Genomic DNA, 25,480 nt, shown 5'->3' with positions numbered 1-25,480 from the left:
ACACCGCGTGAAGACATCGCATCAAGACATCTTATTTCGATAACAGGCTGGGGAAACATCATGGGGGTTCTGCCACGTCACGCAGCTCGCGCTGCGGCGACCTTTTCGATCGCATCATTGTTGGTATCGCTGGTGACGCCGGCCCTGGCCGCTGAACCGTCCGGCATCAATGCCGCCGATACCGCCTGGATGATCGCCGCCACCGCGCTGGTGCTGATGATGACCATCCCGGGCCTGGCGCTGTTCTATTCGGGCATGGTGCGCAAAAAGAACGTATTGGCGACGATGGCGCAGAGCCTTGCCGCCGTGGCGCTGATTTCAATTCTCTGGGTCGCGTTCGGCTATTCGCTGGCTTTCGTCGGCGACGGTCCGTGGCTCGGGACGCTGGATCGCTGGTTTCTCGCCGGCATGAAGATGGACGACGTCAACCCGGCGGCGAAGACGATTCCGGAAGCGCTGTTCATGCTCTACCAGATGACGTTTGCGATCATCACGGTGGCGCTGGTGGCGGGTGCCGTGGCTGATCGGATGCGGTTCTCGGCCTACCTGCTGTTTTCCGTCGGCTGGTTCATGTTCGTCTATGTGCCGCTGGCGCACTGGGTGTGGGGCGGCGGCTTCCTCGCCACCATGGGCGTGCTGGATTTTGCCGGCGGCCTCGTGGTGCATCTGTCCGCCGGAGTAGGCGGCCTGGTCGCGGCCAAGGTGATGGGCAAGCGCCATGGTTACGGCACCGAAAATCTGGCGCCGTTCGATCTGTCGCTCGCGGTGATCGGTACCGGCATGCTGTGGGTCGGATGGTTCGGCTTCAATGGCGGCTCGGCGCTGTCAGCCAGTCCCCGCGCGGTCATGGCGATCACGGCGACGCACCTTGCCGCCTGCGCCGGCGCGCTGACCTGGGCCGCGGTCGAATGGTCGACCCGGCGCAAGCCGTCGGTGCTCGGCATGATCTCCGGCGCGGTGGCGGGATTGGGCACCATCACGCCGGCCTCGGGGTTCGTCGAGCCCTGGCACGGCATCGTCATCGGCGTGATCGCCGGCCTGCTGTGCTTCTGGGCCTGCACCAGCCTGAAGCAGCGCCTCGGCTACGACGATTCGCTCGACGTCTTCGGGGTTCATGGCATCGGCGGCATGACCGGCACGTTGCTGGCCGGCGTGTTCGCGACCGCCGCGATCGGCGGGACCTCCGGCCTGCTCGAGGGCAATGGGCGGCAATTGCTGATTCAGTTCTACGGCGTGGCCGTCACCCTGCTGTGGTCGGGCGGCATGACCTTCGTGCTGCTGAAGCTGGTTGGCGCCTTCGTGCCGCTGCGGGTTTCGCTGCAACAGGAGATGGAAGGCCTGGATATTTCGCAGCATGGCGAGGCGCTTCAATAGGCTTCTCTACCTAAATACCTGAAAGTTGCCCGCCCCATGGGCACAATTATGTCCGCAGTCTGTCCTGCCTCATAACTGAGCAGGCATGGCTAGGCTTTAGGCGCGGCGGAATAGCGCAGGTCGGGCCGATTCCCGAAAAGTCCGAAAAGGCCCGCGTTCATAAACCGTTAGGGAATGCGGCCGATCTGGCACGGCATTTGATTCTATCTGGTCTGGCTGTGCCCGCGTAGTGAACTTCTCCGCGTGGTGAACCTCAGTCGAGAACGCCCGGTCGTGTCTGGTCCGGGCCCAAGCGGGGATAGGACCCATGAAAATTGTTATGGCGATCATCAAGCCATTCAAACTCGAAGAAGTCCGGGACGCCCTGACCGCCATTGGCGTTCACGGTCTCACGGTGACGGAAGTCAAGGGATATGGCCGGCAGAAAGGCCATACGGAAATCTATCGCGGTGCCGAATACGCCGTGAGCTTCCTGCCCAAGATCAAGATCGAGGTCGCGATCGCCTCGGACCAGGTCGACAAGACCATCGACGCCATCACCACGGCGGCCAAAACCGGACAGATCGGCGACGGCAAGATCTTCGTCATCAACCTCGACCATGCGGTCCGCATCCGCACCGGCGAGGCCGATGCCGCGGCCCTTTGATTTCGCGCTCAACCTTACACTCAGGAGTACAACAAATGACGTTCAAACGTCCCTATAGCGCGGGATTGGCGGCCTTCGCAGTCGGCCTGCTCACCGCGACCGCTGCCTGTGCCGAGGCAACCGTCAACAAGGGCGACAATGCCTGGATGATGACATCGACGGTTCTGGTGCTGTTGATGACGATCCCCGGCCTTGCGCTGTTCTATGGCGGCCTGGTCCGCTCCAAGAACATGCTCTCGGTGCTGGCGCAGGTTTTCTACACCGTCTGCATCGTCACCATTATCTGGGTGCTGTACGGCTACAGCCTGGCCTTCACCGGCGGCTCGGACTTCATCGGTGGCTTCTCCAAGGCCTTCCTGAAGATCGCGCCGGAAGGCAAGACCATTCTGGATGCCCAGGTGGCGACCTTCACCGCTGACGTCAACATCACGGAGCTGATCTACATCTGCTTCCAGATGACGTTTGCGGCGATCACCCCCGCTCTCATCGTCGGCGCGTTCGCCGAACGCATGAAGTTCGCGGCGGTCGCGCTGTTCGTCCCGCTCTGGGTAACCCTGATCTATCTGCCGATCGCGCACATGGTTTGGTACTGGGCTGGACCGGACGCGATCACCGCGGCGCTGAAGGCCGTGGAAACCGCAGCCGACGGCGCTGCCAAGACGGCTGCGACCGCCGCCTTCGAAACCGCGAAGACCGCGTTTGCGGACGATGCCGGCTGGATCTTCAAGAAGGGCGCGCTCGATTTTGCCGGTGGCACCGTGGTGCACATCAACGCCGGCATCGCCGGTCTCGTCGGTGCGATCCTGATCGGCAAGCGTACCGGATACGGCAAGGACCTGATGGCTCCGCATTCGCTGACCATGACCATGATCGGCGCCTCGCTGCTCTGGGTCGGCTGGTTCGGCTTCAACGCCGGATCGAACCTCGAAGCCTCCGGCGGCGCCGCGCTCGCCATGACCAACTCCTTCGTCGCAACTGCGGCGGCGGCACTGGCCTGGATGTTCGCGGAATGGATCATCAAGGGCCATCCCTCGCTGCTCGGCGCATTGTCGGGCGCGGTGGCTGGACTTGTCGCGGTCACCCCCGCGGCCGGCTTCGCCGGTCCGATGGGAGCGATCGTGCTCGGTCTCGTGGTCGGCGTGGTCTGCCTGTTCTTCTGCACCGTGATCAAGAACGCGCTCGGCTATGACGACGCGCTCGACGTGTTCGGCGTCCATTGTGTCGGCGGCATCGTCGGCGCGCTCGGCACCGGAATCCTGGTGAATCCGGCTCTCGGCGGCACCGGCGTCATGGACTACACGATCGGCAAGATCGCGGAGTACGATCTGGTCGCGCAGATGACGTCGCAGTTCTGGGGCGTCGGCACCACGCTGGTGTGGTCGGGCATCGGTTCGGCGATCCTGTTCAAGGTCGTCGATGTGATCGTAGGCCTCCGCGCCACCGTCGAGGTGGAACGCGAGGGTCTCGACATCACCGAGCACACCGAACGCGCCTACAACATGTGAGGTCTCCCGGGGGCGCGACCTTACGAGGTCGCGCCCAGAACTACGGTTTGGGCACATACCCGGCAATGCCCCGACCGTTGAGGGGCTCCAGCGCAAGCTGGGGCCCCTTTCTTTTTGCCGCGTAAGACCGCTCCACGGAATAACCGGAACCGATAGCCGGACGGCTGCGTGTTGACGCGGGCGGAAATGATCTGTTTGTTTCCGGTGCGGTGAACCAGATGGGCGAACTGCCACGCAGCGGCTAGAGATACGCCCTCGCTGTCGAATCGCTTGCTGCCGCAGAACAAGAAACGAAGGGTAGAAACACCTATGGAAGCCCACGCCAGCAATGCGTCCGGTTCGGCCGGCAAATGGTCCCCCGCCCCCGACGCCAGCGAGATCGTGAAAAGCATCCATGCGATGCTGCATCCGCGCAACATCGTGCTGGTCGGCGCCACCGACAAACCGGGCAATTATGCCGAGCGGATCTGGAACAACCTGGTCAAGTACAAGTTCGCGGGCGGCCTCTATCCGGTGAATTCGAAGCGCGAAACCATCTGGGGCGTCCCCTGTTTCAAGGACTTCGCCAGCCTGCCGGACAAACCGGACCATGTTCTGGTGCTGGTGCCGGCCCGTTTCGCGGTGCAGGTGATCCGCGACGCCGCCGCGGCGGGCGCCCGTTCCGCCACCATCGTCACCTCGGGCTTCAGCGAATTGCAGGACGATGAAAGTCAGAAACTGGCGGTCGAGCTGAAGCAGGCCGTCAAGGAAACCGGCCTCGCCGTCACCGGCCCGAACTGCCTCGGCAATCTCAGCGCCGGCGAAAACCTGTTCACCAATATCGACGACCGCATCGTCACGATGGAGGCAGGTCCCGTCGCGATCGCCGGCCAATCCGGCGCGATCGTGATGGCGATCCGCCAGGCGCTGGAGGATCGTGGCGTCGGCGTCGGCTACATGGTGACGACCGGCAACGAAACCGGTCTCGAAACGCCCGACCTGATGAGCTATTTCGCCGCCGATCCCTCGGTTCGCGTGATCGTGGTCTATCTCGAGGGCGTGCGAAATACAAAAGTGTTTCGCGAAGCCTGCAAGGCCGCGCGCGCCGCGGGCAAGCCGGTGATCGCGCTCAAGCTCGGGGCGTCGGAGGGCGGACGCGCCGCCGCGATGGCCCATACCGGCGCGCTGGCCGGCTCGATCGAGACGTTTGATGCCATCTCGACCCGGGAGGGCGTGATTCGCGTCCGTGGCCTCGATGAGCTGATCGAAACCACCGAATGCTTCGTTCACGCCGACCCGCCGAAGAGCAACCGGCTCGCCGCGGTATCGCTGTCCGGCGGCAAGCGCGGCCTGCTGATCGACGCGTTCTTTTCGGCCGGGCTGAACTTTGCGCCGCTGAGCCCCAACGCCACCGCGAAACTGGCGAAAATGCTCGGCCCCGGCAGCATCGTCGGCAATCCACTCGACGCCGGTTTTGCCGCGGTGGTCGATCCCTCGGTCTATATGGCCTCGATCCAGGTCATGATCGACGATCCCGACACCGACATCGTCATCATCGACGCCGAATTGCCGAAAGCGCCGCACGAACTGCGCGAGCGCAATCTGCGCATCGTCAACGACATGGCCGGCGCCGCGTCGAAGCCCGTGGTCTACATCAGCACGATGTCGATCGGCTTTACCGAATTCACCAAGGGCTTACGCAAATCGTTGCCGAACATCGCGGTGATGCAGGGGCTCGATCGCGCAGTCGGCGCCATCAAATCGCTGATCGACTATGCCGGCTTGCGCAAGGTGGTGCCGGACATCGTATCGAGCTCAAGCGCCTCGGCGCGCGCGACGCTGGAGAAGACGCTGAAGGGCGCCAATGGCGCGGCCGCGCTCGACGAAGTCGCATCGAAAAAGCTTCTCAAGGCCTACGGCATTCCGGTCTCGAAGGAAGAGATCGCGCAGACATCCGCCGATGCCGTCAGGATCGCGAAGAAGATCGGCTTTCCCGTCGTTGCAAAGGTGGTCAGCGCGGACATCCTGCACAAATCCGACATCGGCGGCGTGGTGCTGAACATCAACAACGCCGCCGAGGTGAAGAAGGCCTTCACCGACATCACCAACCGGGTCAAAAAACTCAAGGGCAAGCCGAAGCTTGAAGGCATCCTGATCGCGCAGCAGGTCAAGGCCGACCTCGAACTGGTGGTCGGCGCCGCGCTCGACGCCGAGATGGGACCGGTGGTGCTGTTCGGCACCGGCGGCGTCGACATCGAGCTGATGAAGGACGTCGCATTGGCCGGCGCGCCGCTGGACGCCGCCGAGGCCAGGGAGTTGATCAACCGCACCAAGGCCGGCGTCAAGTTGAAAGGCTATCGCGGCAAGCCCGCGTTGCACGAGGCATCCGTGATAAAAGCCATCGTCGGTCTCTCCAATTTGATGGCGGACGCCGGCAATCGCATCGCCTCGATCGACGTCAATCCGTTCCTGATCAATACCAAGGTCGGCGTCGCCGTGGACGGCCTGATCGTGCTCAACAATGCCGCGGCCAAGAACGCGGCCTCGGACGCCGCCAAACATTAGGGAGAAGTGCCATGAGGCTCGAAGGCGGATGCTATTGCGGAGCGCTGCGCTATGAGGCCGAGGGCGAGCCGATGATGAAGGCGCAATGCCATTGCAGGGAATGCCAATACATCACCGGCGGCTCGCCCAACATGTTCATCATGATGCCGATCGACGGCTTCAAATACACCAAGGGCACGCCCAGGCAGTTTACCCGCAGCGACCTCGAGCGCCCCGTGACGCGGGAATTCTGCGCCGAGTGCGGCACGCATGTCGTCACGCGGCCACGCAGTTTGCCCGGCGTGGTGTTGAAAGTCGGCACACTCGACGACCCCAGCCTGTTCGGAACCCCGCAAATGGCGATCTACACCATCGACAAGCAGACCTTTCACCAGATCCCCGAGGGCCTGCCGAGCTTCGAGCGGCTGCCGAAACGATAGCGGGCGCTTCACGCCACCCTTTTTGGCCATTGCCCGCGTTTAAGCGCCGGAGACCATCCATGAACCGGGAATCGCCACAACTGCCGTTGTCCGGCATCACCGTCGTGTCGCTCGAACAGGCCATTGCGGCACCGCTCGCCAGCCGGCATCTGGCCGACTGGGGTGCGCGGGTCATCAAGATCGAACGGCCGGGCAAGGGCGATTTCTGCCGCGACTACGATTACGTGATGAACGGGATGTCGAGCCAGTTCGCCTGGACCAACCGGTCGAAGGAGAGCCTCGCGCTCGACGTCAAAAGCGACGAGGGCCAGCGCGTGCTCGACGCGCTGCTGCCGCAAGCGGACGTGTTTCTGCAGAATCTCGCGCCCGGCGCCGCCAGGCGCCTCGGTCTCGATGCCGCCACGCTGGTGGCGCGCTTTCCCCGCCTGATCGCCTGCGACATTTCCGGCTATGGCAGCGGCGGTCCCTATGGCGAGAAGAAAGCCTACGATCTGCTGGTCCAGTGCGAGGCCGGATTTCTGTCGATCAACGGCACGCAGGAGCAGCCGGCGAAATGCGGCATCGCCGTCGTCGATACCGCGACCGGCATGTATATCGTCAACGGCGTGCTGATGGCGCTGTTCAACCGCGAGCGCACCGGCAAGGGAATGGCGATCGAGGTCTCGCTGTTCGATTCCATGACCGAATGGATGAGCTATCCCGCCTACTACACCGATGGCGCCGGCAAGCCGCTGCTCCGCACCGGCACACGGCACGCCACCATCGCGCCCTATGGCCCGTTCCGGTGCGGCGACGGTCGGGTGGTTTTCTTCGGCATCCAGAACGCGCGCGAATGGACAGCGCTCTGCGCGCAGGTGCTGCAGGATGCGGCTTTGGCGAGCGATCCGCGCTTTTGCGACAATCCGCAGCGCATGCAGAACCGCGACGCGCTGGAGGCGCTGATCGAGGAAAAATTCGCGAAATTTTCGGTGGAGCAGGTGATTCAGCGGCTCGACGACGCCGCCATTGCCAATGCCAACATGAATACGGTTGAAAGCTTCCTGCAGCATCCGCAACTTCACGCCCGCGACCGTGTCCACAAGGTCGGTTCGCCGAACGGGCCGCTGATGAGCTTTCTGCCCGCAATCACCATTCCCGGCGTCAATCCTGTGATGGGCGACATTCCCGCGGTCGGCGAGCATACCGACGCGATCCTGGCCGAACTCGGCCTGCTCGAGAAAACCCGCATATGAGCGCACCGCGACTGACCCGAACCTACCTCGCCGTTCCCGCCCATCGCGCGCGGATGGTGCAAGGCGCCGCAGCGTCGGTCGCCGACGCTGTCTTCATGGACCTCGAAGACGCGGTGCCGCCGGCCGAAAAGGCGGCGGCGCTGGAAGCCGCCGCTGATGCATTGACCGCTCTCGATTGGGGTCAGAAGACCGTCGCGGTCAGGCTGAACGCGATCGACAGTCCGTCGATTCAAGCGGAGATCGCGCGGCTCGGCGGCATCCATCGGCTCGACGCCTTCATCATCCCCAAGGCGGAGGCGGTCGCCGACGTGGCGAAGATAGGCCAATGGATCACCGAAGCCGCCGGATCACGCGAGGCGCCTGTCGCGATGGAGTTGCTGATCGAGACGGCACGCGGCCTGGTCAACGTGGAAGTCCTGGCGGCGGCTGACCCGCTGGTGACCGCGCTGCATCTTGGCGTTGGCGACTTTGCCGCCTCGATCGGCGCGCGCAGCTCAGAGATCGGCGCATCGCCATCGGGTTACCGGCATGTCGGCAGCGCTGCGGACGGCCATCCCTCGGTACCGCTCGACCTGTTCGCCTATCCGATGATGCGCCTGCTGGTCGCCGCGCGGGCCTTCGGGTTGCGCGCGATCGACGGCCCCTGCGGCGCGTTTCGCGACGCGATCGCCACCGCATCGACCGCGGCCAAGGCCGCCGCGATGGGGTACGACGGCAAACAGGTCATTCACCCCAGCCAGATCGAACCGACGCGAAATGCCTTCATCCCCTCGGACGAGGAACTCGCCTACGCCGAACGCGCCATCGCCGCGCTGGAAGAGGCGGAGCGAAACGGGCAGGGCGCGGTCACCGTCGACGGCAAGATGGTGGACTACGCCAACATCCGGATGATCAAGCGGCTGATGAGTTTTCGAGGGCAGGATTGAGGGGACACACAGGGCCCTGCAAAAAAAAATCGCGAAAACAACCCCATGTACAGAAAGGATGCCCTTGGAATCGCTGCACAAAAAATGCGCCGGAGTTGGATCTTGACCCGCTCACGTCCCGGACTGGAGGTCAAAGGAGCGAGTAATCCTCATTCCTCGGTTTCCGGTGCGATCAACATCACGCTGGGGAAATAATGCCGATATCGTTGCGCATCGCGCGTCAGTAGCGGCAGTCCCTCAAGTTCAGCATGCGCTCCAATGAAAAAATCCGGCAACACGCCGGTCCGGGTGCCGCCAGCGACGCGATAACGCGCGAAGGCTTTACCGGCAAGAAACAGCGCTTTCCGTGGCATCGACGCGACTGTGATGCCGGCAACCGCCAACGCCGCATCGAATTCATTAATGCTCTGAAAGCGAACCGAACTCTCTGCATAAATAACATCGTTGATCAGCAACGGGCCATGTAGCGCCGCTTCCTCCAATTGGAGGAGCGCCCATTCCCACCAATTTGGTGTCTTGGTGAAGATATCGAGCAGAATATTCGAATCCACCAGCGTCACGGGCTATTCCCCGCGAGTCATCGCCATAATTTCATCGGTTGAAGGACCGGGGCCAGCAATACCCACGAGCTTGGCGAAGCGGCTCGGCTGACGCGTTCCGTCGGCCTTCTCGATGACGATGCTGCCGTCGGCAGCGCGCCGGAACGCTACCTGACTGCCAGGACCGATCCCCAAATGGTCGCGAACCGGCTTCGGGATCGTCACTTGGCCCTTGCTCGTAACCGTGGTTGCCATCGCGAACTCCAAAAGTAATACCTTGAAATAGTATGGTAACACCTCGCAAATTGTCCAGTGGCGTCGATGGTTAATCGCGTCTTAACCTCGCCGTATCTATGGTGGTTTGATCCGTTTTGGCCGGTCTCGATGTGCGACCGGCTGCCCCGAGAGTGCTGGCGCTTTACGTATGGCAATCACCGCTTCATCACGTGCGCCGCAGGCCGCCGGCAGCCAGGAAGGCGAGCGCTCGCCGTTTTTGCGGACGGCAGAGCTGCTGGCGCCATATCAGCCGGGTAAGCCATTGATTGCGCTGTCATTAGGCGAGCCGCAGCATCCCGTGCCGGACTTTGTCGGCCCGGTGCTGGCCAGGCACATCGCCGATTTCGGCCGCTACCCCATCTCCAAAGGCATCGAGCCGTTCCGCCGGGCCGCCGCCAACTGGCTTGCCACCCGGTTCGACCTGCCGCGGGCGATCGATCCCGACACCGAGCTGTTGGTGCTGAACGGCAGCCGCGAGGGACTGTTTTTTGCCGCGCTCACCGCGGCGCGCTATGTCGGCGAGCGCAAGGGCAGGCCCGCGATCCTGATACCAAATCCGTTCTATCCGGCCTATGCCGCCGGCGCCCGCGCCGCGGGCTGCGAAGCGATTTTCCTGCCGACCACGCTCGCCAACGGATTCCTGCCGGATCTCGACGCGCTCGACGACGCCACGCTGGCGCGAACCGTGGCGATCTACATCGCCTCGCCGGCTAATCCGCAGGGAGCGGTGGCATCAAAGCAATATTTCAGCCGGCTGAAGCAACTCGCCGACCGCTTCGGCTTCATGATCTTGAGCGACGAATGCTATTCGGAAATCTACACCAGGGAAGCGCCCGGCAGCATGCTGGAATGCGCCGGGCCGGATTTCACCAATGCGGTGGCGTTCCAGTCGCTGTCGAAGCGCTCCAACCTGCCGGGCATGCGGGTCGGCTTTGCCGCCGGCGACGCGAAATTTCTCGGCATGTTCCACGAGCTGCGCAATGTGGCGGCACCGCAGGTGCCGGTGCCGCTGCAGCAGGTTGCGGTCGCGGCTTATTCCGACGAGGCGCATGTCGAAGAGAACCGCAGGCTCTACCGGATCAAATTCGATCTCGCCGACCAGATCCTCGGCAATCGTTACGGATACCATCGTCCCGCCGGCGGTTTCTGTGTCTGGCTGGATGTGTCGGAGCACGGCGGCGACGAAGCCGCGGCGATAAAGCTCTACAGGGACGCCGGCGTGCGGGTGATTCCCGGGAGTTACCTGGCGCGCCCGCAGGCCGACGGCAGCAATCCCGGCGCCGGCTACATCAGGCTGGCGCTCGTTGCAGACAGTGAAACAACAGCCGAGGCGTTGCACCGGCTGGTCGAAACTTTGAAATAGTCGCGAAGGCCCCATGAGCATGCCGGCGATCGAACGCGTCCTTCCCCTGGTCGGCCACTTGCCGGCGTCTATCCGCGAGGCGCTGGCGCGGCGCCTGCGCGAACTCGCCGGACTTGCGCTGATCTCGCTGTCCGGCGTGGCAACGGCGGCGCTGATGACCTGGTCGGTGCAGGATCCCAGCCTCAGCCACGCGACCTCGCGCCCGATCCGCAATATTCTCGGCTATCCCGGTGCGATCACCGCCGACCTGTTGATGCAGATCATCGGCCTCGGCGCCATCATGCTGATCCTCCCCGTCGCGGTATGGGGCTGGCGCATGCTGACCCACCGCACCTTCGACCGCGAGGCGCTGCGGATCGCCTGCTGGATTCTCTGCACGGTGATCTCGGCGGGCTTTGCCAGCTGCTGGGCGCATGGCGGGGCATGGCCGCTGCCGACGGGGCTTGGCGGCGTCGTCGGCGACGCGCTGGTGCGCGCGCCCGCCGTCGTGTTCGGGCCGCCCGGTCTGGTCTATCGCCTCGTCCTCGGGGTCATCCTGTTCGCAGGCGTGGTTGCGACCTTCCTGTTCGCGAGCGGCATGGGCTCGCGTCCGCACGAAGCGGAACTGACGCCGATCGAGGACGACGACGCGCCGTTCGTGGAGGAAGGCGATCGCGGCTCGGTCTCGCTGGGATGGGCCTTTCATGCCGTCATGAGCGCCAAGGCGCGGCTCGCATGGCTGTTCTCGCTGGCCTATCGCTCGCTGGTGGCGAGTGCGCCGCAGCCGCGCACGGCCTCGTTCGAGCGCCAGGAACCCAATCTGGGCGGCCGCGCCGCGCCGTCACTGGCGCCGCAGGCCGAAGAGGATTTCGTCGACGAGGAAGAAGACGAAGAGCAAGTTCCCGCCGCCCGCGCCCCGCGCAAGAAGGCCGCACCGCGTACGCCGCAGCGCAAAGCCTCCGAAAAATTCGAACTGCCCTCGGTGTCGGTGCTGACCGCGCCGAAAGCCTCGGACCGCCAGCCGCTGAGCAAATCGGAACTCGAAGCAAATTCGCGCGCGCTGGAAAGCGTGCTCGGCGATTTCGGCGTTCGCGGCGAAATCGTCAAGGCGCATCCCGGCCCTGTCGTGACGCTGTACGAACTCGAACCCGCGCCCGGCATCAAATCCTCGCGCGTCATCGGCCTCGCCGACGACATCGCCCGCTCGATGAGCGCGCTGTCGGCACGCGTCGCCGTGGTCCCCGGCCGCAACGCCATCGGCATCGAACTGCCGAATGCGCATCGTGAAAAGGTCTACTTGCGCGAATTGCTGACGGCCAAGGACGAATCAGTGGCGAAACTGCCGCTCTGTCTCGGCAAGAACATCGGCGGCGAATCCATCATCATCGATCTGGCGCGGACGCCGCATATGCTGATCGCCGGCACCACCGGCTCCGGCAAATCCGTCGCCATCAACACCATGATCCTCAGCCTGGTCTATCGGCTGCGGCCGGATCAATGCCGCCTGATCATGGTCGATCCGAAGATGCTCGAACTCACGGTCTATGACGGCATCCCGCATATGCTGACGCCTGTCGTGACCGATCCGAAGAAGGCCGTGGTCGCGCTGAAGTGGGCGGTGCGCGAGATGGAAGAGCGCTACAAGAAGATGTCCAAGCTCGGCGTGCGCAACATCGACGGCTACAACCAGCGCCTGCTCGAAGCCAAGACCAAGGGCGAAGAGCTGAGCCGCACCGTGCATACCGGCTTCGACAAGGAAACCGGCAAGGCGATCTACGAGGAAGAGAAGCTCGACCTCGATCCCTTGCCCTACATCGTCATCATCGTCGATGAAATGGCCGACCTGATGATGGTCGCCGGCAAGGATATCGAGGGCGCGGTGCAGCGTCTGGCGCAGATGGCGCGCGCCGCGGGCCTGCACGTGATCCTGGCGACGCAGCGGCCGTCGGTCGACGTCATCACCGGCACCATCAAGGCGAACTTTCCGACCCGCATCTCGTTTCAGGTCACGTCGAAAATCGACAGCCGCACCATTCTCGGTGAAATGGGCGCCGAGCAGCTGCTCGGACAGGGCGACATGCTCTACATGGCGGGCGGCGGCCGCATCAGCCGCGTCCACGGCCCCTTCGTTTCGGACGAAGAGGTCGAGAAGGTGGTGCGTCATCTCAAATCCCAGGGCCAGCCCGAATATCTCGAGGCGGTCACCGCGGAAGAGCCCACCGACGAGGACGGCGCGGTGTTCGATTCCACCGGCATGGGCGGCGGCGAGGGTGGCGGCGGCGACCTGTTCTCGCAGGCGGTGGCGATCGTCAAGCGCGACCGCAAGGCCTCCACCAGCTACATCCAGCGCCGGCTGCAGATCGGCTATAACCGCGCCGCGTCGCTGATGGAGCGAATGGAACTCGAAGGTATCGTCGGGCAGGCAAATCACGCCGGCAAACGTGAAATTCTGGTCGAAGAAGAAGAAAGCCGTTTTTGAGCATTATCGAACCTGAAGGGGCTGCCTGACGGAGCATGTTATTCTCACGGAAAAACGATATCTCCTTGGGCCGAAAGCACGGTAAAAAGGCAGCCAGGCAGGACGACACGTTGAACAGAAATCTGAATTTTCGAATGGCCCAACGATCAGCAACCCGCAGCATGCGCGCCGGCATGTACACCGCCCTGGCGCTGCTGATCGTGACAGCCGTGGCCGGCGCCGCGGCGCCGTCCGAGGCGCAGACCGTTCCGATTCCAAAGCCCGCGCCGAAGGGCCGCGACGTGCAGCTCAGCGCATCGGAGCCGCGGGCACCGATGACGACCGGAGCGACCCAGGCGGTACCGAATCCGGTGATTCCCGATCCGCGCCGCAATGTTCCCGCCAATATCTTTGCGACCTTCGACGCCAACCAGAAGGCGCAGGCGGCCAAGGTGAGTTCCTACCTTTCGTCGCTGCAGACGCTGGTCGGAAATTTCGTCCAGGTCGGGCCCGACGGCACCAAGATCAAGGGCGACTTCTACATCCAGAAGCCCGGCAAGGTGCGTTTCGAGTATGAGCCGCCGAGTCCGATCGCGATCATCGCCGACGGATCCTCGCTGGCGGTGCGCGACAGCAAGCTTGCGACCCAGGACATCTATCCGCTGTCGCAGACGCCGCTGCGGTTTTTGCTGTCGGACCGGATCGACCTGTTGAAGGATACCAACGTCGTCAGCGTGACCGCGGACGACCTGTTCATCAGCGTCACCATCGAGGAGAAGCAGGCACTGATCGGCACCAGCCGCCTGATGCTGATGGTCGGCGCCAAGGACGGCCAGCTCAAGCAATGGACCGTGACCGACCCGCAAGGCTATGACACCACGGTCGCGGTCTACAATGTGGATTCATCCCGGAAGCTCGATCCCGGTCTGTTCAAAATCGACTTCACCAATTATACGACCCCGCCGGGTTAGTTCTCGGCCAATTTCGTAGTTCGTAGGGTGGGCAAAGGCGCTCTTGCGCCGTGCCCACCATTCCACCGGCAAGATCATCCGAGAGATGGTGGGCACGGCGCGAAGACGCGCCTTTGCCCACCCTACGAATCGTTGCTTGCGCTCGCCGCAATGACGTTCATAAGTCCTGCCATGCGCTTTTCCCTGACAACCTGGAATATCAATTCGGTGCGCCTGCGCATCGAGATCGTCGCCAAATTCCTCAAATCGGTGCGGCCGGACGTGCTTTGCCTGCAGGAGACGAAGTGCATCGACGACGCATTCCCGCTGAAACGCTTCAAGCGTCTCGGCTATGAGCATGTCGCGCTGAACGGGCAGAAGGGTTATCACGGCGTCGCCGTGATCTCGAAGCTGCCGTTCGAGAGCACGGATATCCGCACCTTCTGCGACAAGCTCGATTCACGCCACATCTCGGTGTCCTTCGGCGAGAAGGCGCAACTGACAAAACCGCTGGTGCTGCATAATTTCTACGTGCCGGCGGGCGGCGACATTCCCGATCCCGCGCTGAATTCGAAATTCGAGCACAAGCTGCGGTTTCTCGACGAGATGAAGGCGTGCGAGCCGCTGCATCCGCGCGGCGAGGACCGGCATATCCTGGTCGGCGATCTCAACGTGGCGCCGCACGAGAACGACGTATGGTCGCACAAGCAGCTCCTGAAGGTGGTGTCGCACACCCCGATCGAAACCGAGAAACTGCTCGCCGCGCAGGCTCACGGCGAATGGTTCGACGTCGCGCGCGAGCGCATCCCGCTGTCGGAAAAGGTCTACACCTGGTGGAGCTACCGTGCCGCCGACTGGACGCTGGCCGATCGCGGCCGCCGGCTCGATCACATCTGGGTATCGCGCGCGCTGAAGGACGGCGTCAGCGATTTCCGGATCACCAGGGACGCGCGCGGCTGGGAGCGGCCGTCCGACCATGTACCTGTCACGGTGACGCTGGAGGTGTAGACTTGTCGTCCCTGCGAACGCAGGGACCCATACCGCGTGATCCTCGATCTTGGATGCTGTTCGACGACTTGTCGTAACCACGCGCGCCGGTGGCTATGGGTCCCTGCGTTCGCAGGGACGACGGGCGTTAAATGCTCAGCTTGGCGCCGGCCATCAGGATGTCGCTGGCAAGCTGGCTGGTGCGGGTGGCGAATTCGTCGCGCAGCCGGCGTGCCGCGGCGGGGTCGCTTTCCAGCACGCGCTGAAACAGGCTGCGCGCGACCCGGATCACCGAGGAGTTTTCCAGCGCGGTCGCGGTCGACGGCCGCTGCATCGCCACGACCAGCGCGAGTTCGCCGAGCAGGGCGCCCGGACCCGCGATGACCTCCGCGCCGCCGCCGTCCTCGACCCGGAACGCGCCGCGCTGCACGATGAAACCGGCATCGGCATCGTCGCCCTCATTGAACAGGATTTCGCCGCGCGCGAAATTGCGCTGCTCGGAACCGATCGCGAGCATGCGCAGCGCCGTCGCCCCCAGCAGGCGAAGGGTGGGGACGCGCTCGAGTAGCGCTACATCATCTTCGATCGACATGCAGAACCGGTGATCGGGATGCGCGGATAAATACGAATCGTCTGATGAATCGTATCACGGCACCAGCTTGTAGCCACCGGCTTCCGTTACCAGTATCTCGGGATTGGCCGCATCCTTCTCGATCTTCTGACGCAGCCGGTAGATGTGGGTTTCCAGGGTGTGGGTGGTGACGCCCGAATTATAGCCCCACACCTCCTGCAGCAGCGTCTCGCGCGAGACCGGCAGCTGGCCGGCGCGATACAGGAACCGGAGGATCGCGGTTTCCTTCTCGGTCAGGCGTACCTTCCGGGCATTGGCGCCGGTCAGCATCTTGGAGCCGGGCCGGAATGAGTAGGGGCCGACCGAAAACACCGCGTCTTCGCTGGCCTCATGCTGGCGCAGCTGGGCCCTGATTCGCGCCAGCAACACCGCAAACCGAAACGGTTTGGCCACGTAATCGTTGGCGCCGGATTCCAGCCCCAAAATCGTGTCCGAATCGGTATCGTGCCCGGTGAGCATGATGATGGGGGCCTTGAAGCCACCCTTGCGCAGGCTGCGCACCACTTCGCGCCCATCGGTGTCCGGCAGCCCGACATCCATCAGCACGAGATCGGGAGAATTGGCCTTGGCGGCGCTGGCGCCCTTGGCGCCGGTATCGACGGCGGAGGCCTCGAACTCGTCGTGCAGCGACAATTGCTCCACCAGCGTATCGCGCAGATCGGTGTCGTCATCCACGATCAGGATCTTGCGGGCAGTGGCCATTGGTACAATCCTCTTGGGGCAGGCGACCGTAAGCGCCGTCGGCCGAGTCCAGTTTCGTCAGTCAGGTTCGTATTGAGGTAAGGGGCTGTTACAGATTCACAAGCCGAAACCCATTCTACTCCAGATTTGGATGGCTTTAGGATGAATGTCGGGGTTGGCGTGAAATAGAGCATTTGCCGTCAAGGTGGCAACCGGGATTTGGCGATTCGCATGGGAAAGTCCAATATTTCAATCACTTATCAGACAAGTCCGCGTGATCGGCCGCTTTCCGCGATCCGGATTCACGCCGCCGCCGGCGATCCGCGCCGGGGCTGGCTGACGGCCGGCGGGCAGACCATGCCGGTCGCGCTGGGACGCGGCGGCATTCTGGCCAACAAGCGCGAGGGCGACGGCGGCACCCCGCGGGGCATTTTTCGGCCCCGGCAAGTGTGGTGGCGGGCCGACCGCCACGCCCGGCCGCGGACTCATCTGCCGGTCCGCGCCATCCAGCCCGAAGACGCCTGGTGCGAAGACCCCGGCGACCGCCATTACAATCAGCCGGTGCGGCTCGAGGCCGGGCAGGGCGGCGACCGGCTCAGGCGCGAAGATCACCTCTATGATTTCATCGTCGAGATCGATCACAACACCGAGCCCCGGATCGCGGGCCGGGGCAGCGCGGTCTTCCTGCATCTGGCGCGCGACAATTTCGGACCGACCGCCGGATGCGTCTCGATGACGAAATCGGTGATGCTGCGGTTGCTGCGACGGATCGGACCCGAGACCAGGATCGTGATTGAGTAAGTTCACCTCTCCGCGGAAAACAACCATGCTCGACCAGAACCAGATCGCAGCGGCGTCACGGATCCTGCACGACCATTGGCGCGCCGGCGCCAAGCTCGAGGGTCTCGAAACCTCGCTGCGTCCGCGCGACCGCGCCGAAGCCTATGCGATCCAGGCGGCCATCGAAAACCACTCCGGCGAAAAACTGTTCGGCTGGAAGATCGCAGCCACCAGCGAGGCCGGGCAAAAACACATCAATGTCGACGGCCCGATGGCCGGGCGCATCCTGCCCGAGACCGTGATTGCGGAAGGCGGCACGGCATCGATGTCGGGCAATGAGATGCGCGTCGCCGAGCCGGAATTCGCCTTTCGCATGCAAACCAATTTGCCGCCGCGCAACTCACTCTACACCGTGCAGGAGGTGCTCGGTGCCGTCGACACGCTGCATCCGGCGATCGAAATTCCGGATTCGCGCTTTTCGGATTTTGTCGGCGCCGGCGCCGAGCAAATCATTGCGGACAATGCCTGCGCGCATCGCTTCGTTCTCGGCGCGCCGACCCAATCGAACTGGCGCGCGCTCGACCTGGTCGAGCACAAGCCGGTCATCAAGTTGCGCGGCAAGCAATATATTGGCCACGGCAAGAACGTACTTGGCGATCCCCTGATCGCGCTGACATGGCTCGCCAACGAATTGCGCCAGCTCGGCGTGACGCTTCGAGCCGGCGAGGTCGTAACCACCGGCACCTGTCACCCGCCGCTGCCGATTCAATCCGGCGATCTGTTCGAGGCTGATTTCGGTGTGATCGGGAAAGTGTCGGTGAGATTCGAGTAGACCTCGCTCGCTATTCTTCCCCTCTCCCCCTGTGGGAGAGGGTGGACGCGATGCGCAGCATCGCGGACGGGTGAGGGGTTCGCTCAACGGCTAACTTGCCGGCGGATAGAGACCCCTCATCCGGCGCTTCGCGCCACCTTCTCCCACAAGGGGAGAAGGGAAGGAAACTGCATCACCGCGTCCCGAAAATCGCCGAGCCGATCCGCACATGGGTGGCGCCGAACGCAATCGCGATGGCGAAGTCGGCGCTCATGCCCATCGAGAGTTTTGTCAGTCCGTTGCGCGCGGCGATCTTTGCGGTCAGCGCGAAATGCGGCGCCGGGGCCTCGTTGACAGGCGGAATGCACATCAGGCCGGTGATCGACAGACCATACTTTTCCCGGCACGCGGCAATGAAGGCGTCGGCGTCGCCGGGGGCGACGCCCGCCTTCTGCGGCTCCTCGCCGGTATTGAGCTGAACGAACAATTCGGGCCGGCGCTTTTGGGAATCGATTTCCTTGGCTAACGCTTCGCAAATGCTCGGACGGTCGACCGAATGGATCGCGTCGAACAACGCCACGGCTTCCCGGGCCTTGTTGGATTGCAGCGGGCCGATCAGATGCAGCGCAATGCCGGGGTAAGCCGACATTAACCCTGGCCACTTCGCCTTGGCCTCCTGCACGCGATTTTCGCCAAAAACGCGCTGTCCCGCCGCGATCACGGGCGCAATCGCATCGGCATCGAAGGTCTTGGACACCGCGATCAGCGTCACCGATTGACGATCGCGGCGCGCGTCCTCGCAGGCGCGCGCGATGTCGTGCTCCACCGTGGCAAGCCCGTTTGGTAAATGCGTGGTTATCGGCAGGGGATTTTGCGGCGTCATGTCATCCGTTGGCGGTAGATTTACGGGTTATTTCGAATTTTACCGAGTTCCGGAAAGGCTTCTTGAACCCTTCCCTATACCCTGCATCCGGGGTCAGGGGACTAAGATGTCACGGGTCAGTTTCAACCGCAAAAGAGTGAAACTCAAGAAGGTTCTGGGAATCCGCGCGCGGCTGGCGTTGCTGGCGCTGATCCTGGTGACGCCGTTGATGCTGGAGCGGGTCCGCTCGCTGGAGGACACGAGGGCCAAGCAGATCGCGTTGGCCTCGGCTGAATTCGCCAGTCTCGCCAAGCACAGCGCCGATATGCAGCGCGAGGTGATTTCGTCGGTCGAGACGGTTCTGAAATCCGCGGCCTATATCCGCGGTTCCGAGGGTGGCGTCGGCCGCAGTTGCGACATCATGCGCGCCAGCCTGCCCAGCAATCTGCCCTGGATCCGCAGCCTGATGATCGCCGGCGGCGATGGACGTATCCAGTGTTCGACCAACAACCTGTATGTCGGCCTCGATCTCAGCGACCGGCCCTATCTCATCAAGGCGCGCGAGAGCCGCGACTTTGTCTTCAGCGACTTTGTGCTCGCCAGACCGACCAATACACCCGTCGTGATGGCGGCCTATCCGGTATCGGCCATCAACCCGGACGCCGACTCGGTTGTTCTGGCCGGTGTCAATCTCGACTGGATGTCGAAGATCATGAGCAATCTCGGCAGCCGGCCCGGCATCACCGCTGCGCTGGTCGACAGTGCCGGAACAGTGCTGGCGGCGCCGGCGGATCAGGCCGGCATGATCGGCCGTCCCCTGGATACTGTGCCGCTGCTGTCGTCGATCGCCGAAAAGGCCATCGGTTCGAACCAGCCGGAAGGCTCGCTTTCATTCCTTGCCGTCGATGGCTCGAAACGCATCGTCAACTTCGCGCGCATCACCGGTACGCAATCGCGCCTCATCATCAGCATCGACGAAGCCAGGGTTTCCGCGGCGATCAATGGCGAGATTCGCACCGCCTATCTGCAACTCGCCTTCGTCTGCCTGTTCGTGCTGCTCGGCGCGCTGGTCGCCGCCGAGAAGCTGATCATCCAGCCGATCGAGATGATGGCGGCGATGGCGAAGCGGTTCGGCCAGGGCGAATGGTCGGTGCGCGCCACGCGCAAGTCGTTGCCGGCCGAATTCGTTCCGCTGGCCCGCGCCTTCAACGCGATGGCGGCGCAGCTCGGCAAGCGCGAACGCGAACTGGTCGCCACCAATGACCGGCTCACCGTAATGGCGTCGATCGACATGCTGTCCGGCCTCGCCAACCGGCGCGGCTTCCAGAGCCGGCTCGACTTCGAGTGGATGAAGGCCCAGCAATATGACAGCGAGCTGTCGCTGCTGATGATCGACGTCGATCACTTCAAGCTGTTCAACGACACTTATGGCCATCCCGAAGGCGACGCCTGCCTGACCCGCCTCGGCGAAACCCTGGCCGCCGTCGCCGGCGAGACCATGGGCTTTGCCGGACGCTACGGCGGCGAGGAATTCTGCCTGTTGCTGCCGAACACCGACGCCAAGCGCGCACTGGAAATCGGCGAGATGGTGCGGGCTGCGGTCCAGAACCTCGCAATGCCCCATTCCACCTCGAGCTTCCTGACCGTCACCGCCAGCGTCGGCGTGGCCTGCACCAGGCCGAACGAAAAGCAGCAGCCCGGCGACCTGATCGAAGCCGCCGACGCCGCCCTCTACGCCGCCAAGCACCGCGGCCGCAACGCGGTGGTCGAGCACGGGTTCGTGCGGCTGACGGATGGCGGGATGGCGCTGGCGAGCTGAGGGTTGCCGTCAGCCCTTTGAGGCGCGGGGGCGTTGACCCCCCTGCCGCTTTTGTGGCCTAGTCCGCCGTCCCCTGAGACGGCCCCTGACCTGCAAAAAGCCCAGCGATTCCATGACCTCCGAACGATACAACGCACGCGAAACCGAGCCGCGCTGGCAACGCCAGTGGGATGAAAAGGCGATCTTCGCCTCCAGGAACGACGATACCAGGCCGAAATACTACGTGCTCGAGATGTTCCCCTACCCCTCCGGGCGCATCCATATCGGGCATGTGCGCAACTATACGCTGGGCGACGTGCTGGCGCGGTTCATGCGGGCCAAGGGTTTTAATGTGCTGCACCCGATGGGCTGGGACGCCTTCGGCCTGCCGGCCGAGAATGCCGCGATCGAGCGCAAGGTGGCGCCGAAGGCGTGGACCTACGAAAACATTGCCGCGATGAAGAAGCAGCTGCGGTCGATCGGGCTGTCGCTGGACTGGTCACGCGAATTCGCGACCTGCGATCCCAGCTACTACAAGCACCAGCAGAAGATGTTCAACGACTTCCTGCGCGCCGGCCTGGCCGAGCGGGAGAAGCGCAAGATCAACTGGGATCCGGTCGACATGACCGTGCTCGCCAACGAGCAGGTGATCGACGGCCGCGGCTGGCGCTCCGGCGCCGTGGTCGAGCAGCGCGAGATGAACCAGTGGGTCTTCAAGATCACGAAGTATTCGCAGGAATTACTCGACGCGCTGGATGGGCTGGACCGCTGGCCCGACAAGGTGCGGCTGATGCAGCGCAACTGGATCGGCCGCAGCGAAGGCATGCTGGTGCGCTTCGCGCTCGATCCCGCCACGACGCCGGCGGGTGAGACCGAGCTGAAGGTTTTTACCACGCGGCATGACACGCTGTTCGGCGCCAAGTTCATGGCGATCGCGCCGGATCATCCGCTGGCGCAGGCGATGGCCGCGAAGAATCCAGAACTCGCGGAGTTCATCGCGGAAGCGAAGCGTCACGGCACCGCGCAGGAGATCATCGACACCCAGGAGAAGCTGGGTTTCGACACCGGCATCCGCGCAGTCCACCCGTTCGATCCCGACTGGAAGCTGCCGGTCTATGTCGCCAATTTCGTGCTGATGGAATACGGCACCGGCGCGATCTTCGGCTGCCCGGCGCACGACCAGCGCGACCTCGACTTCGTCAATAAATACGGGCTCGGCAACACCCCGGTGGTGTGTCCCGAAGGCCAGGACCCGAAGACGTTCGTCATCACCGACACCGCCTATGACGGCGACGGCCGCATGATCAATTCGCGCTTTCTCGACGGCATGACCATCGAGCAGGCCAAGCAGGACATCGCCAAGCGCCTCGAAGGAGAGATCCGCGGCAACATGCCGGTCGGCGAGCGGCAGGTAAACTTCCGGCTGCGCGACTGGGGCATCTCGCGGCAGCGCTATTGGGGCTGCCCAATCCCGGTGATCCACTGCCCCACATGCGATGTGGTGCCGGTGCCCGATGCGGACCTGCCGGTGGTGCTGCCGGAGGATGTCTCCTTCGACAAGCCCGGCAACGCGCTCGACCATCATCCGACCTGGAAGCACGTCGCCTGTCCGAAGTGCGGGGCCAAGGCGCAGCGCGAAACCGACACCATGGACACGTTCGTGGATTCATCGTGGTATTTCGCGCGCTTCACCGATCCCTGGAACGAGAAGGCACCGACCACGCCTGATGTCGCCAACCGGATGATGCCGGTCGACCAGTATATCGGCGGCGTCGAGCATGCGATCCTGCATCTGCTCTACAGCCGCTTCTTCACCCGCGCCATGAAGGCCACCGGCCATATCGGCATGGATGAGCCGTTCGCCGGCATGTTCACCCAGGGCATGGTGGTGCACGAGACCTACCAGAAGGCCGACGGCAGCTATGTCACGCCGGCCGAAGTGCGGATTGAAGCCGGCGGCAACGGCAAGCGTGCCATCCTGCTGACCACGGGCGAGGACATCACCGTCGGCGCCATCGAGAAGATGTCGAAGTCGAAGCGCAACACGGTCGACCCCGACGACATCATCGCCACCTACGGCGCCGACGTGGCGCGCTGGTTCATGCTTTCGGATTCGCCGCCGGACCGCGACGTGATCTGGAGCGACGAGCGGGTGCAGGGCGCCTCGCGCTTCGTGCAGCGGCTGTGGCGGCTGGTCAATGAATCCGCCAGGATCGCCCAATCAGCCCCGGCGGCACGGCCGGCGGCGTTCGGCGCGGACGCGCTGCTGCTGCGGAAGGCCGCCCATGGCGCGCTGGACAAGGTCTCCACCGGGATCGAAAAGCTGCATTTCAACGTCTGCCTCGCCCATATCCGCGAGTTCACCAACGCGCTGGCCGAGGTTCTGGGCCGCGAGGGGGAGCCTTCGCCGGATCTGGCCTGGTCGGTCCGGGAGGCCGCGGTCATCCTTGTTCAACTGTTCGCGCCCATGATGCCGCATCTGGCCGAGGAGTGCTGGACGGTCTTGGGCCAGAAGGGGCTGATTTCAGAGGCGAATTGGCCCCAAATCGAACGCGATTTGCTGGTTGAAGATAGCGTGACGCTGGTGGTCCAGGTCAACGGCAAGAAGCGGGGTGATGTCACCGTGCCACGGGGTGCCCAAAATCCGGAAATTGAGGCTGCCGTTTTGGCTCTCGATGCGGTAAAACAGGCCCTCGGCGGCAACGCCGTCCGCAAGGTCATTATTGTTCCCATGAGGATCGTGAATGTCGTTGGCTAAGACCCGCATCGCCGCTCGGCTCCTGGTCGTGGCCGCCCTGGCGGCGCTGACGGCCGGCTGCTTTCAGCCGATGTATGCCGAGCGTACCGACGGCACCCCCGGCCTGCGCGAAAAGCTGATGGGGGTGGACGTCCCGCCGGTCGACAAGCCCAATGCCTCCCGCGAGGCACGGGTCCAGGTCGAAATTCGCAACGCGCTGAAGTTCAAGCTCTACGGCAACGCCACCGGCATGCCCCCCACGCACAAGCTTGTGCTGCGGTTCGGCACCAGTCGCTCGTCGCTGATGCTCGATCCCGCCACCGCGCTGCCATCCAGCGAGAATTACGGCATCGACGCCCAGTACAATCTGATCGAACTCGCCACCAACAAATCGGTCATGACGGGAACCACGTTCGCGCGGGTGTCCTACGACATTCCCGGCCAGATGCAGCGCTTCGCCCACGCCCGCGCCTTCCGCGACGCCGAGGATCGCGCCGCAGCCGAGATCGCGGAAAACATCCAGACCCGGCTGGCGTCGTACTTCGTCGCGGGGACCTGACCCATCTCGTCATTCCGGGGCGCGCGCAGCGCGAACCCGGAATCCAGAAGTAGCAGAATTCGATCGAGATTCCAGGTCCGCGCGAAGACGAGCGTCTCGGAATGACGGCAAGGATCTCGTAGTGGTCGCGCTTCGCGGAAAAGAGATCGACGCTTTTCTCGCCCGGCCCGACCCGGCGCGTCCCATCATCCTGCTTTACGGGCCCGATGCCGGCCTCGTGCGCGAACGCGCCGATGCGCTGCTGGCGTCCGCGGTCGACGATCCCAATGATCCGTTCTCGCTGGTGCGGCTCGATGGCGACGAACTCTCGGCCGAGCCGTCGCGGCTGGTCGATGAAGCGATGACCATACCGATGTTCGGCGGCCGCCGCGCCATTCGCGTCCGCGCCGGCTCGCGCAATTTCGCCAGCGGCGTCGACACCCTGGCGGATTCTCCCTTGAAGGATTGCCGCATCGTGATCGAGGCCGGCGAGCTGCGGCCGGAATCGCCGCTGCGCAAGGCCTGCGAGCGCGCCAGGACCGCGGTCGCCATCGCCTGCTATGCCGACGACGCCGGCGCGCTCGCGCGATTGATCGACAGCGAGCTGCGGGTTTCGAATCTGAGCATCGCCGCCGACGCCCGCGCGGTCCTGATGTCGCTGCTCGGCGGCGACCGCCAGGCCTCGCGCAACGAGCTGAAGAAGCTTGCGCTGTACTCGCACGGCGGACGCGAGGTCACGCTCGACGACGTGATGGCGGTGGTCGCCGACGCCTCCGAGCTCAAGATCGACCCGATCGTCGACGGCGCCTTCGCGGGAAGGCCGGATCTGGTGGAAACCGAATTCGCCAAGGCCATGGTGGCCGGCACCTATCCGGGCATGATCATTTCGGCCGCGCAGCGCCATGCCGCCTGGCTGCACAAGACCAGCCTCGCGGTGGCCGAGGGCACGCCGGTATCGACGCTGCTCGACAGCGGATTCCCGCGGCTGCATTTTTCCCGGAAGCCGAGTGCCGAGGTGGCACTGCGGAATTTCAGCCCGGCGCGGCTGATCGGAATCATCGAACAGCTCGCGACCGCCGCGCTGGAGTCGCGCAAGCAGTCGACGCTGGCCGCCGTGATCGCGCAACGCGCGCTGATGTCGATCGCGGTGAATGCCAAGCGGCGGGGATGATCTTCCCCCTCTCCCGCTTGCGGGGGAGGGCCGGGGTGGGGGACTCTCCGCGGGCACAGTCCAGGAGATTCAAGATCGAGCGAGAGAGATTGCTCGCTGAGAGAGCCCCCACCCGCGCGCTTTGCGCGCGACCTCCCCCGCAAGCGAGAGCTTTGCATAAAGGCGAATCTGCGATTCACTGGCGACCTAGCTGTGGAGAGGGCTGGGATGGCATATCGGCCGGTTGGGCAACCGAGTTTCGCGGATGCGCTAGCGTCGCGGCGAGGGACAGGG

The 25,480-nt window shown here is 63.8% G+C and carries 22 protein-coding genes; 17 read left to right on the top strand and 5 right to left on the bottom strand.

Annotation, left to right across the window (positions count from 1 at the left end):
- The first annotated feature begins 60 nt into the window (after positions 1–60).
- The 7 genes from Q7T45_RS07545 (at position 61) to Q7T45_RS07515 (ending at position 8,646) form a co-directional block, all read left to right on the top strand.
- The gene (locus Q7T45_RS07545; protein WP_304869321.1) at positions 61–1,374 is read left to right on the top strand and encodes an ammonium transporter; all 1,314 of its coding nucleotides are present in this window, start codon (positions 61–63) and stop codon (positions 1,372–1,374) included.
- A gap of 307 nt (positions 1,375–1,681) precedes the next feature.
- On the top strand, positions 1,682–2,020 hold the full coding sequence (locus tag Q7T45_RS07540; protein ID WP_304743700.1) for a P-II family nitrogen regulator: 339 nt from the start codon (positions 1,682–1,684) through the stop codon (positions 2,018–2,020).
- Between the two features lie 35 nt (positions 2,021–2,055).
- Complete coding sequence (locus Q7T45_RS07535; RefSeq protein ID WP_304869319.1) at positions 2,056–3,525, top strand: ammonium transporter; 1,470 nt, start codon at positions 2,056–2,058, stop codon at positions 3,523–3,525.
- A 309-nt stretch (positions 3,526–3,834) separates the two neighbouring features.
- Positions 3,835–6,069 carry an acetate--CoA ligase family protein gene (locus Q7T45_RS07530; protein ID WP_304869317.1) on the top strand — a complete coding sequence of 745 codons (2,235 nt, stop codon included), beginning with the start codon at positions 3,835–3,837 and terminating at the stop codon, positions 6,067–6,069.
- An 11-nt stretch (positions 6,070–6,080) separates the two neighbouring features.
- Positions 6,081–6,488 (top strand): GFA family protein, encoded by a 408-nt coding sequence (locus Q7T45_RS07525; protein ID WP_304869315.1) that lies wholly within the window; start codon positions 6,081–6,083, stop codon positions 6,486–6,488.
- A gap of 59 nt (positions 6,489–6,547) precedes the next feature.
- Positions 6,548–7,720 carry a CaiB/BaiF CoA-transferase family protein gene (locus Q7T45_RS07520; protein ID WP_304869313.1) on the top strand — a complete coding sequence of 391 codons (1,173 nt, stop codon included), beginning with the start codon at positions 6,548–6,550 and terminating at the stop codon, positions 7,718–7,720.
- Positions 7,717–8,646, top strand: a complete 930-nt coding sequence (locus tag Q7T45_RS07515; RefSeq protein ID WP_304869312.1) for a CoA ester lyase — start codon at positions 7,717–7,719, stop codon at positions 8,644–8,646. The genes Q7T45_RS07520 and Q7T45_RS07515 overlap by 4 nt, the downstream gene beginning before the upstream one ends.
- 149 nt (positions 8,647–8,795) lie before the next feature.
- Here the strand turns inward: Q7T45_RS07515 and Q7T45_RS07510 are convergent, their stop codons facing one another.
- Together Q7T45_RS07510 and Q7T45_RS07505 are read right to left on the bottom strand one after the other, a co-directional pair.
- Positions 8,796–9,206, bottom strand: coding sequence for a type II toxin-antitoxin system VapC family toxin (locus Q7T45_RS07510; RefSeq protein WP_304869311.1), 411 nt, complete (start codon positions 9,204–9,206; stop codon positions 8,796–8,798).
- A 3-nt stretch (positions 9,207–9,209) separates the two neighbouring features.
- A complete protein-coding gene (locus tag Q7T45_RS07505) occupies positions 9,210–9,440 on the bottom strand; it encodes an AbrB/MazE/SpoVT family DNA-binding domain-containing protein (protein WP_304869310.1) in 231 nt (76 codons plus the stop codon).
- A 169-nt stretch (positions 9,441–9,609) separates the two neighbouring features.
- On the opposite strand from Q7T45_RS07505, the gene Q7T45_RS07500 reads away from it, so the two are divergent.
- The 4 genes from Q7T45_RS07500 to Q7T45_RS07485 all read left to right on the top strand — a co-directional run bounded on the left by Q7T45_RS07500 (position 9,610) and on the right by Q7T45_RS07485 (position 15,219).
- Positions 9,610–10,824: an aminotransferase class I/II-fold pyridoxal phosphate-dependent enzyme gene (locus Q7T45_RS07500; protein ID WP_304869309.1), complete on the top strand. Its 1,215-nt coding sequence runs from the start codon at positions 9,610–9,612 to the stop codon at positions 10,822–10,824.
- A gap of 13 nt (positions 10,825–10,837) precedes the next feature.
- Entirely contained in the window at positions 10,838–13,282 is a 2,445-nt protein-coding gene (locus tag Q7T45_RS07495) for a DNA translocase FtsK (RefSeq protein ID WP_304869308.1), read from the top strand.
- A 134-nt stretch (positions 13,283–13,416) separates the two neighbouring features.
- A complete protein-coding gene (locus Q7T45_RS07490; protein ID WP_370691232.1) occupies positions 13,417–14,232 on the top strand; it encodes an outer membrane lipoprotein carrier protein LolA in 816 nt (271 codons plus the stop codon).
- Positions 14,233–14,403: 171 nt separating this feature from the next.
- Positions 14,404–15,219 (top strand): exodeoxyribonuclease III, encoded by an 816-nt coding sequence (locus tag Q7T45_RS07485; RefSeq protein WP_304869306.1) that lies wholly within the window; start codon positions 14,404–14,406, stop codon positions 15,217–15,219.
- Between the two features lie 127 nt (positions 15,220–15,346).
- Here the strand turns inward: Q7T45_RS07485 and Q7T45_RS07480 are convergent, their stop codons facing one another.
- Positions 15,347–15,790 carry a cyclic nucleotide-binding domain-containing protein gene (locus tag Q7T45_RS07480; protein ID WP_304739740.1) on the bottom strand — a complete coding sequence of 148 codons (444 nt, stop codon included), beginning with the start codon at positions 15,788–15,790 and terminating at the stop codon, positions 15,347–15,349.
- A 54-nt stretch (positions 15,791–15,844) separates the two neighbouring features.
- Complete coding sequence (locus Q7T45_RS07475; protein WP_304739738.1) at positions 15,845–16,531, bottom strand: response regulator transcription factor; 687 nt, start codon at positions 16,529–16,531, stop codon at positions 15,845–15,847.
- Between the two features lie 210 nt (positions 16,532–16,741).
- On the opposite strand from Q7T45_RS07475, the gene Q7T45_RS07470 reads away from it, so the two are divergent.
- Together Q7T45_RS07470 and Q7T45_RS07465 are read left to right on the top strand one after the other, a co-directional pair.
- Complete coding sequence (locus tag Q7T45_RS07470; protein ID WP_304869303.1) at positions 16,742–17,311, top strand: L,D-transpeptidase; 570 nt, start codon at positions 16,742–16,744, stop codon at positions 17,309–17,311.
- A gap of 25 nt (positions 17,312–17,336) precedes the next feature.
- Complete coding sequence (locus tag Q7T45_RS07465) at positions 17,337–18,122, top strand: 2-keto-4-pentenoate hydratase (RefSeq protein WP_304869301.1); 786 nt, start codon at positions 17,337–17,339, stop codon at positions 18,120–18,122.
- 172 nt (positions 18,123–18,294) lie between these two features.
- Here the strand turns inward: Q7T45_RS07465 and Q7T45_RS07460 are convergent, their stop codons facing one another.
- Entirely contained in the window at positions 18,295–18,984 is a 690-nt protein-coding gene (locus Q7T45_RS07460) for a YggS family pyridoxal phosphate-dependent enzyme (RefSeq protein WP_304869299.1), read from the bottom strand.
- Positions 18,985–19,090: 106 nt separating this feature from the next.
- Here Q7T45_RS07460 and Q7T45_RS07455 point away from each other — a divergent pair, with 106 nt between their 5' ends.
- The 4 genes from Q7T45_RS07455 (at position 19,091) to holA (ending at position 25,207) form a co-directional block, all read left to right on the top strand.
- Complete coding sequence (locus Q7T45_RS07455; RefSeq protein WP_304869297.1) at positions 19,091–20,782, top strand: diguanylate cyclase domain-containing protein; 1,692 nt, start codon at positions 19,091–19,093, stop codon at positions 20,780–20,782.
- Positions 20,783–20,894: 112 nt separating this feature from the next.
- On the top strand, positions 20,895–23,519 hold the full coding sequence (gene leuS / locus Q7T45_RS07450; RefSeq protein ID WP_304869295.1) for a leucine--tRNA ligase: 2,625 nt from the start codon (positions 20,895–20,897) through the stop codon (positions 23,517–23,519).
- Complete coding sequence (lptE, locus tag Q7T45_RS07445; RefSeq protein WP_304869293.1) at positions 23,506–24,057, top strand: LPS assembly lipoprotein LptE; 552 nt, start codon at positions 23,506–23,508, stop codon at positions 24,055–24,057. Before leuS ends, lptE begins: the two co-directional genes overlap by 14 nt.
- Positions 24,058–24,178: 121 nt before the next feature.
- On the top strand, positions 24,179–25,207 hold the full coding sequence (gene holA, locus Q7T45_RS07440) for a DNA polymerase III subunit delta (protein ID WP_304869291.1): 1,029 nt from the start codon (positions 24,179–24,181) through the stop codon (positions 25,205–25,207).
- The last annotated feature ends 273 nt before the right edge of the window (positions 25,208–25,480 follow it).

Source organism: Bradyrhizobium sp. (genome assembly GCF_030646015.1).
Lineage (GTDB): Bacteria > Pseudomonadota > Alphaproteobacteria > Rhizobiales > Xanthobacteraceae > Bradyrhizobium.
The sequence above is the reverse complement of the archived record's forward strand: the minus strand, read 5'-3'. Positions and strand labels throughout refer to the sequence as shown.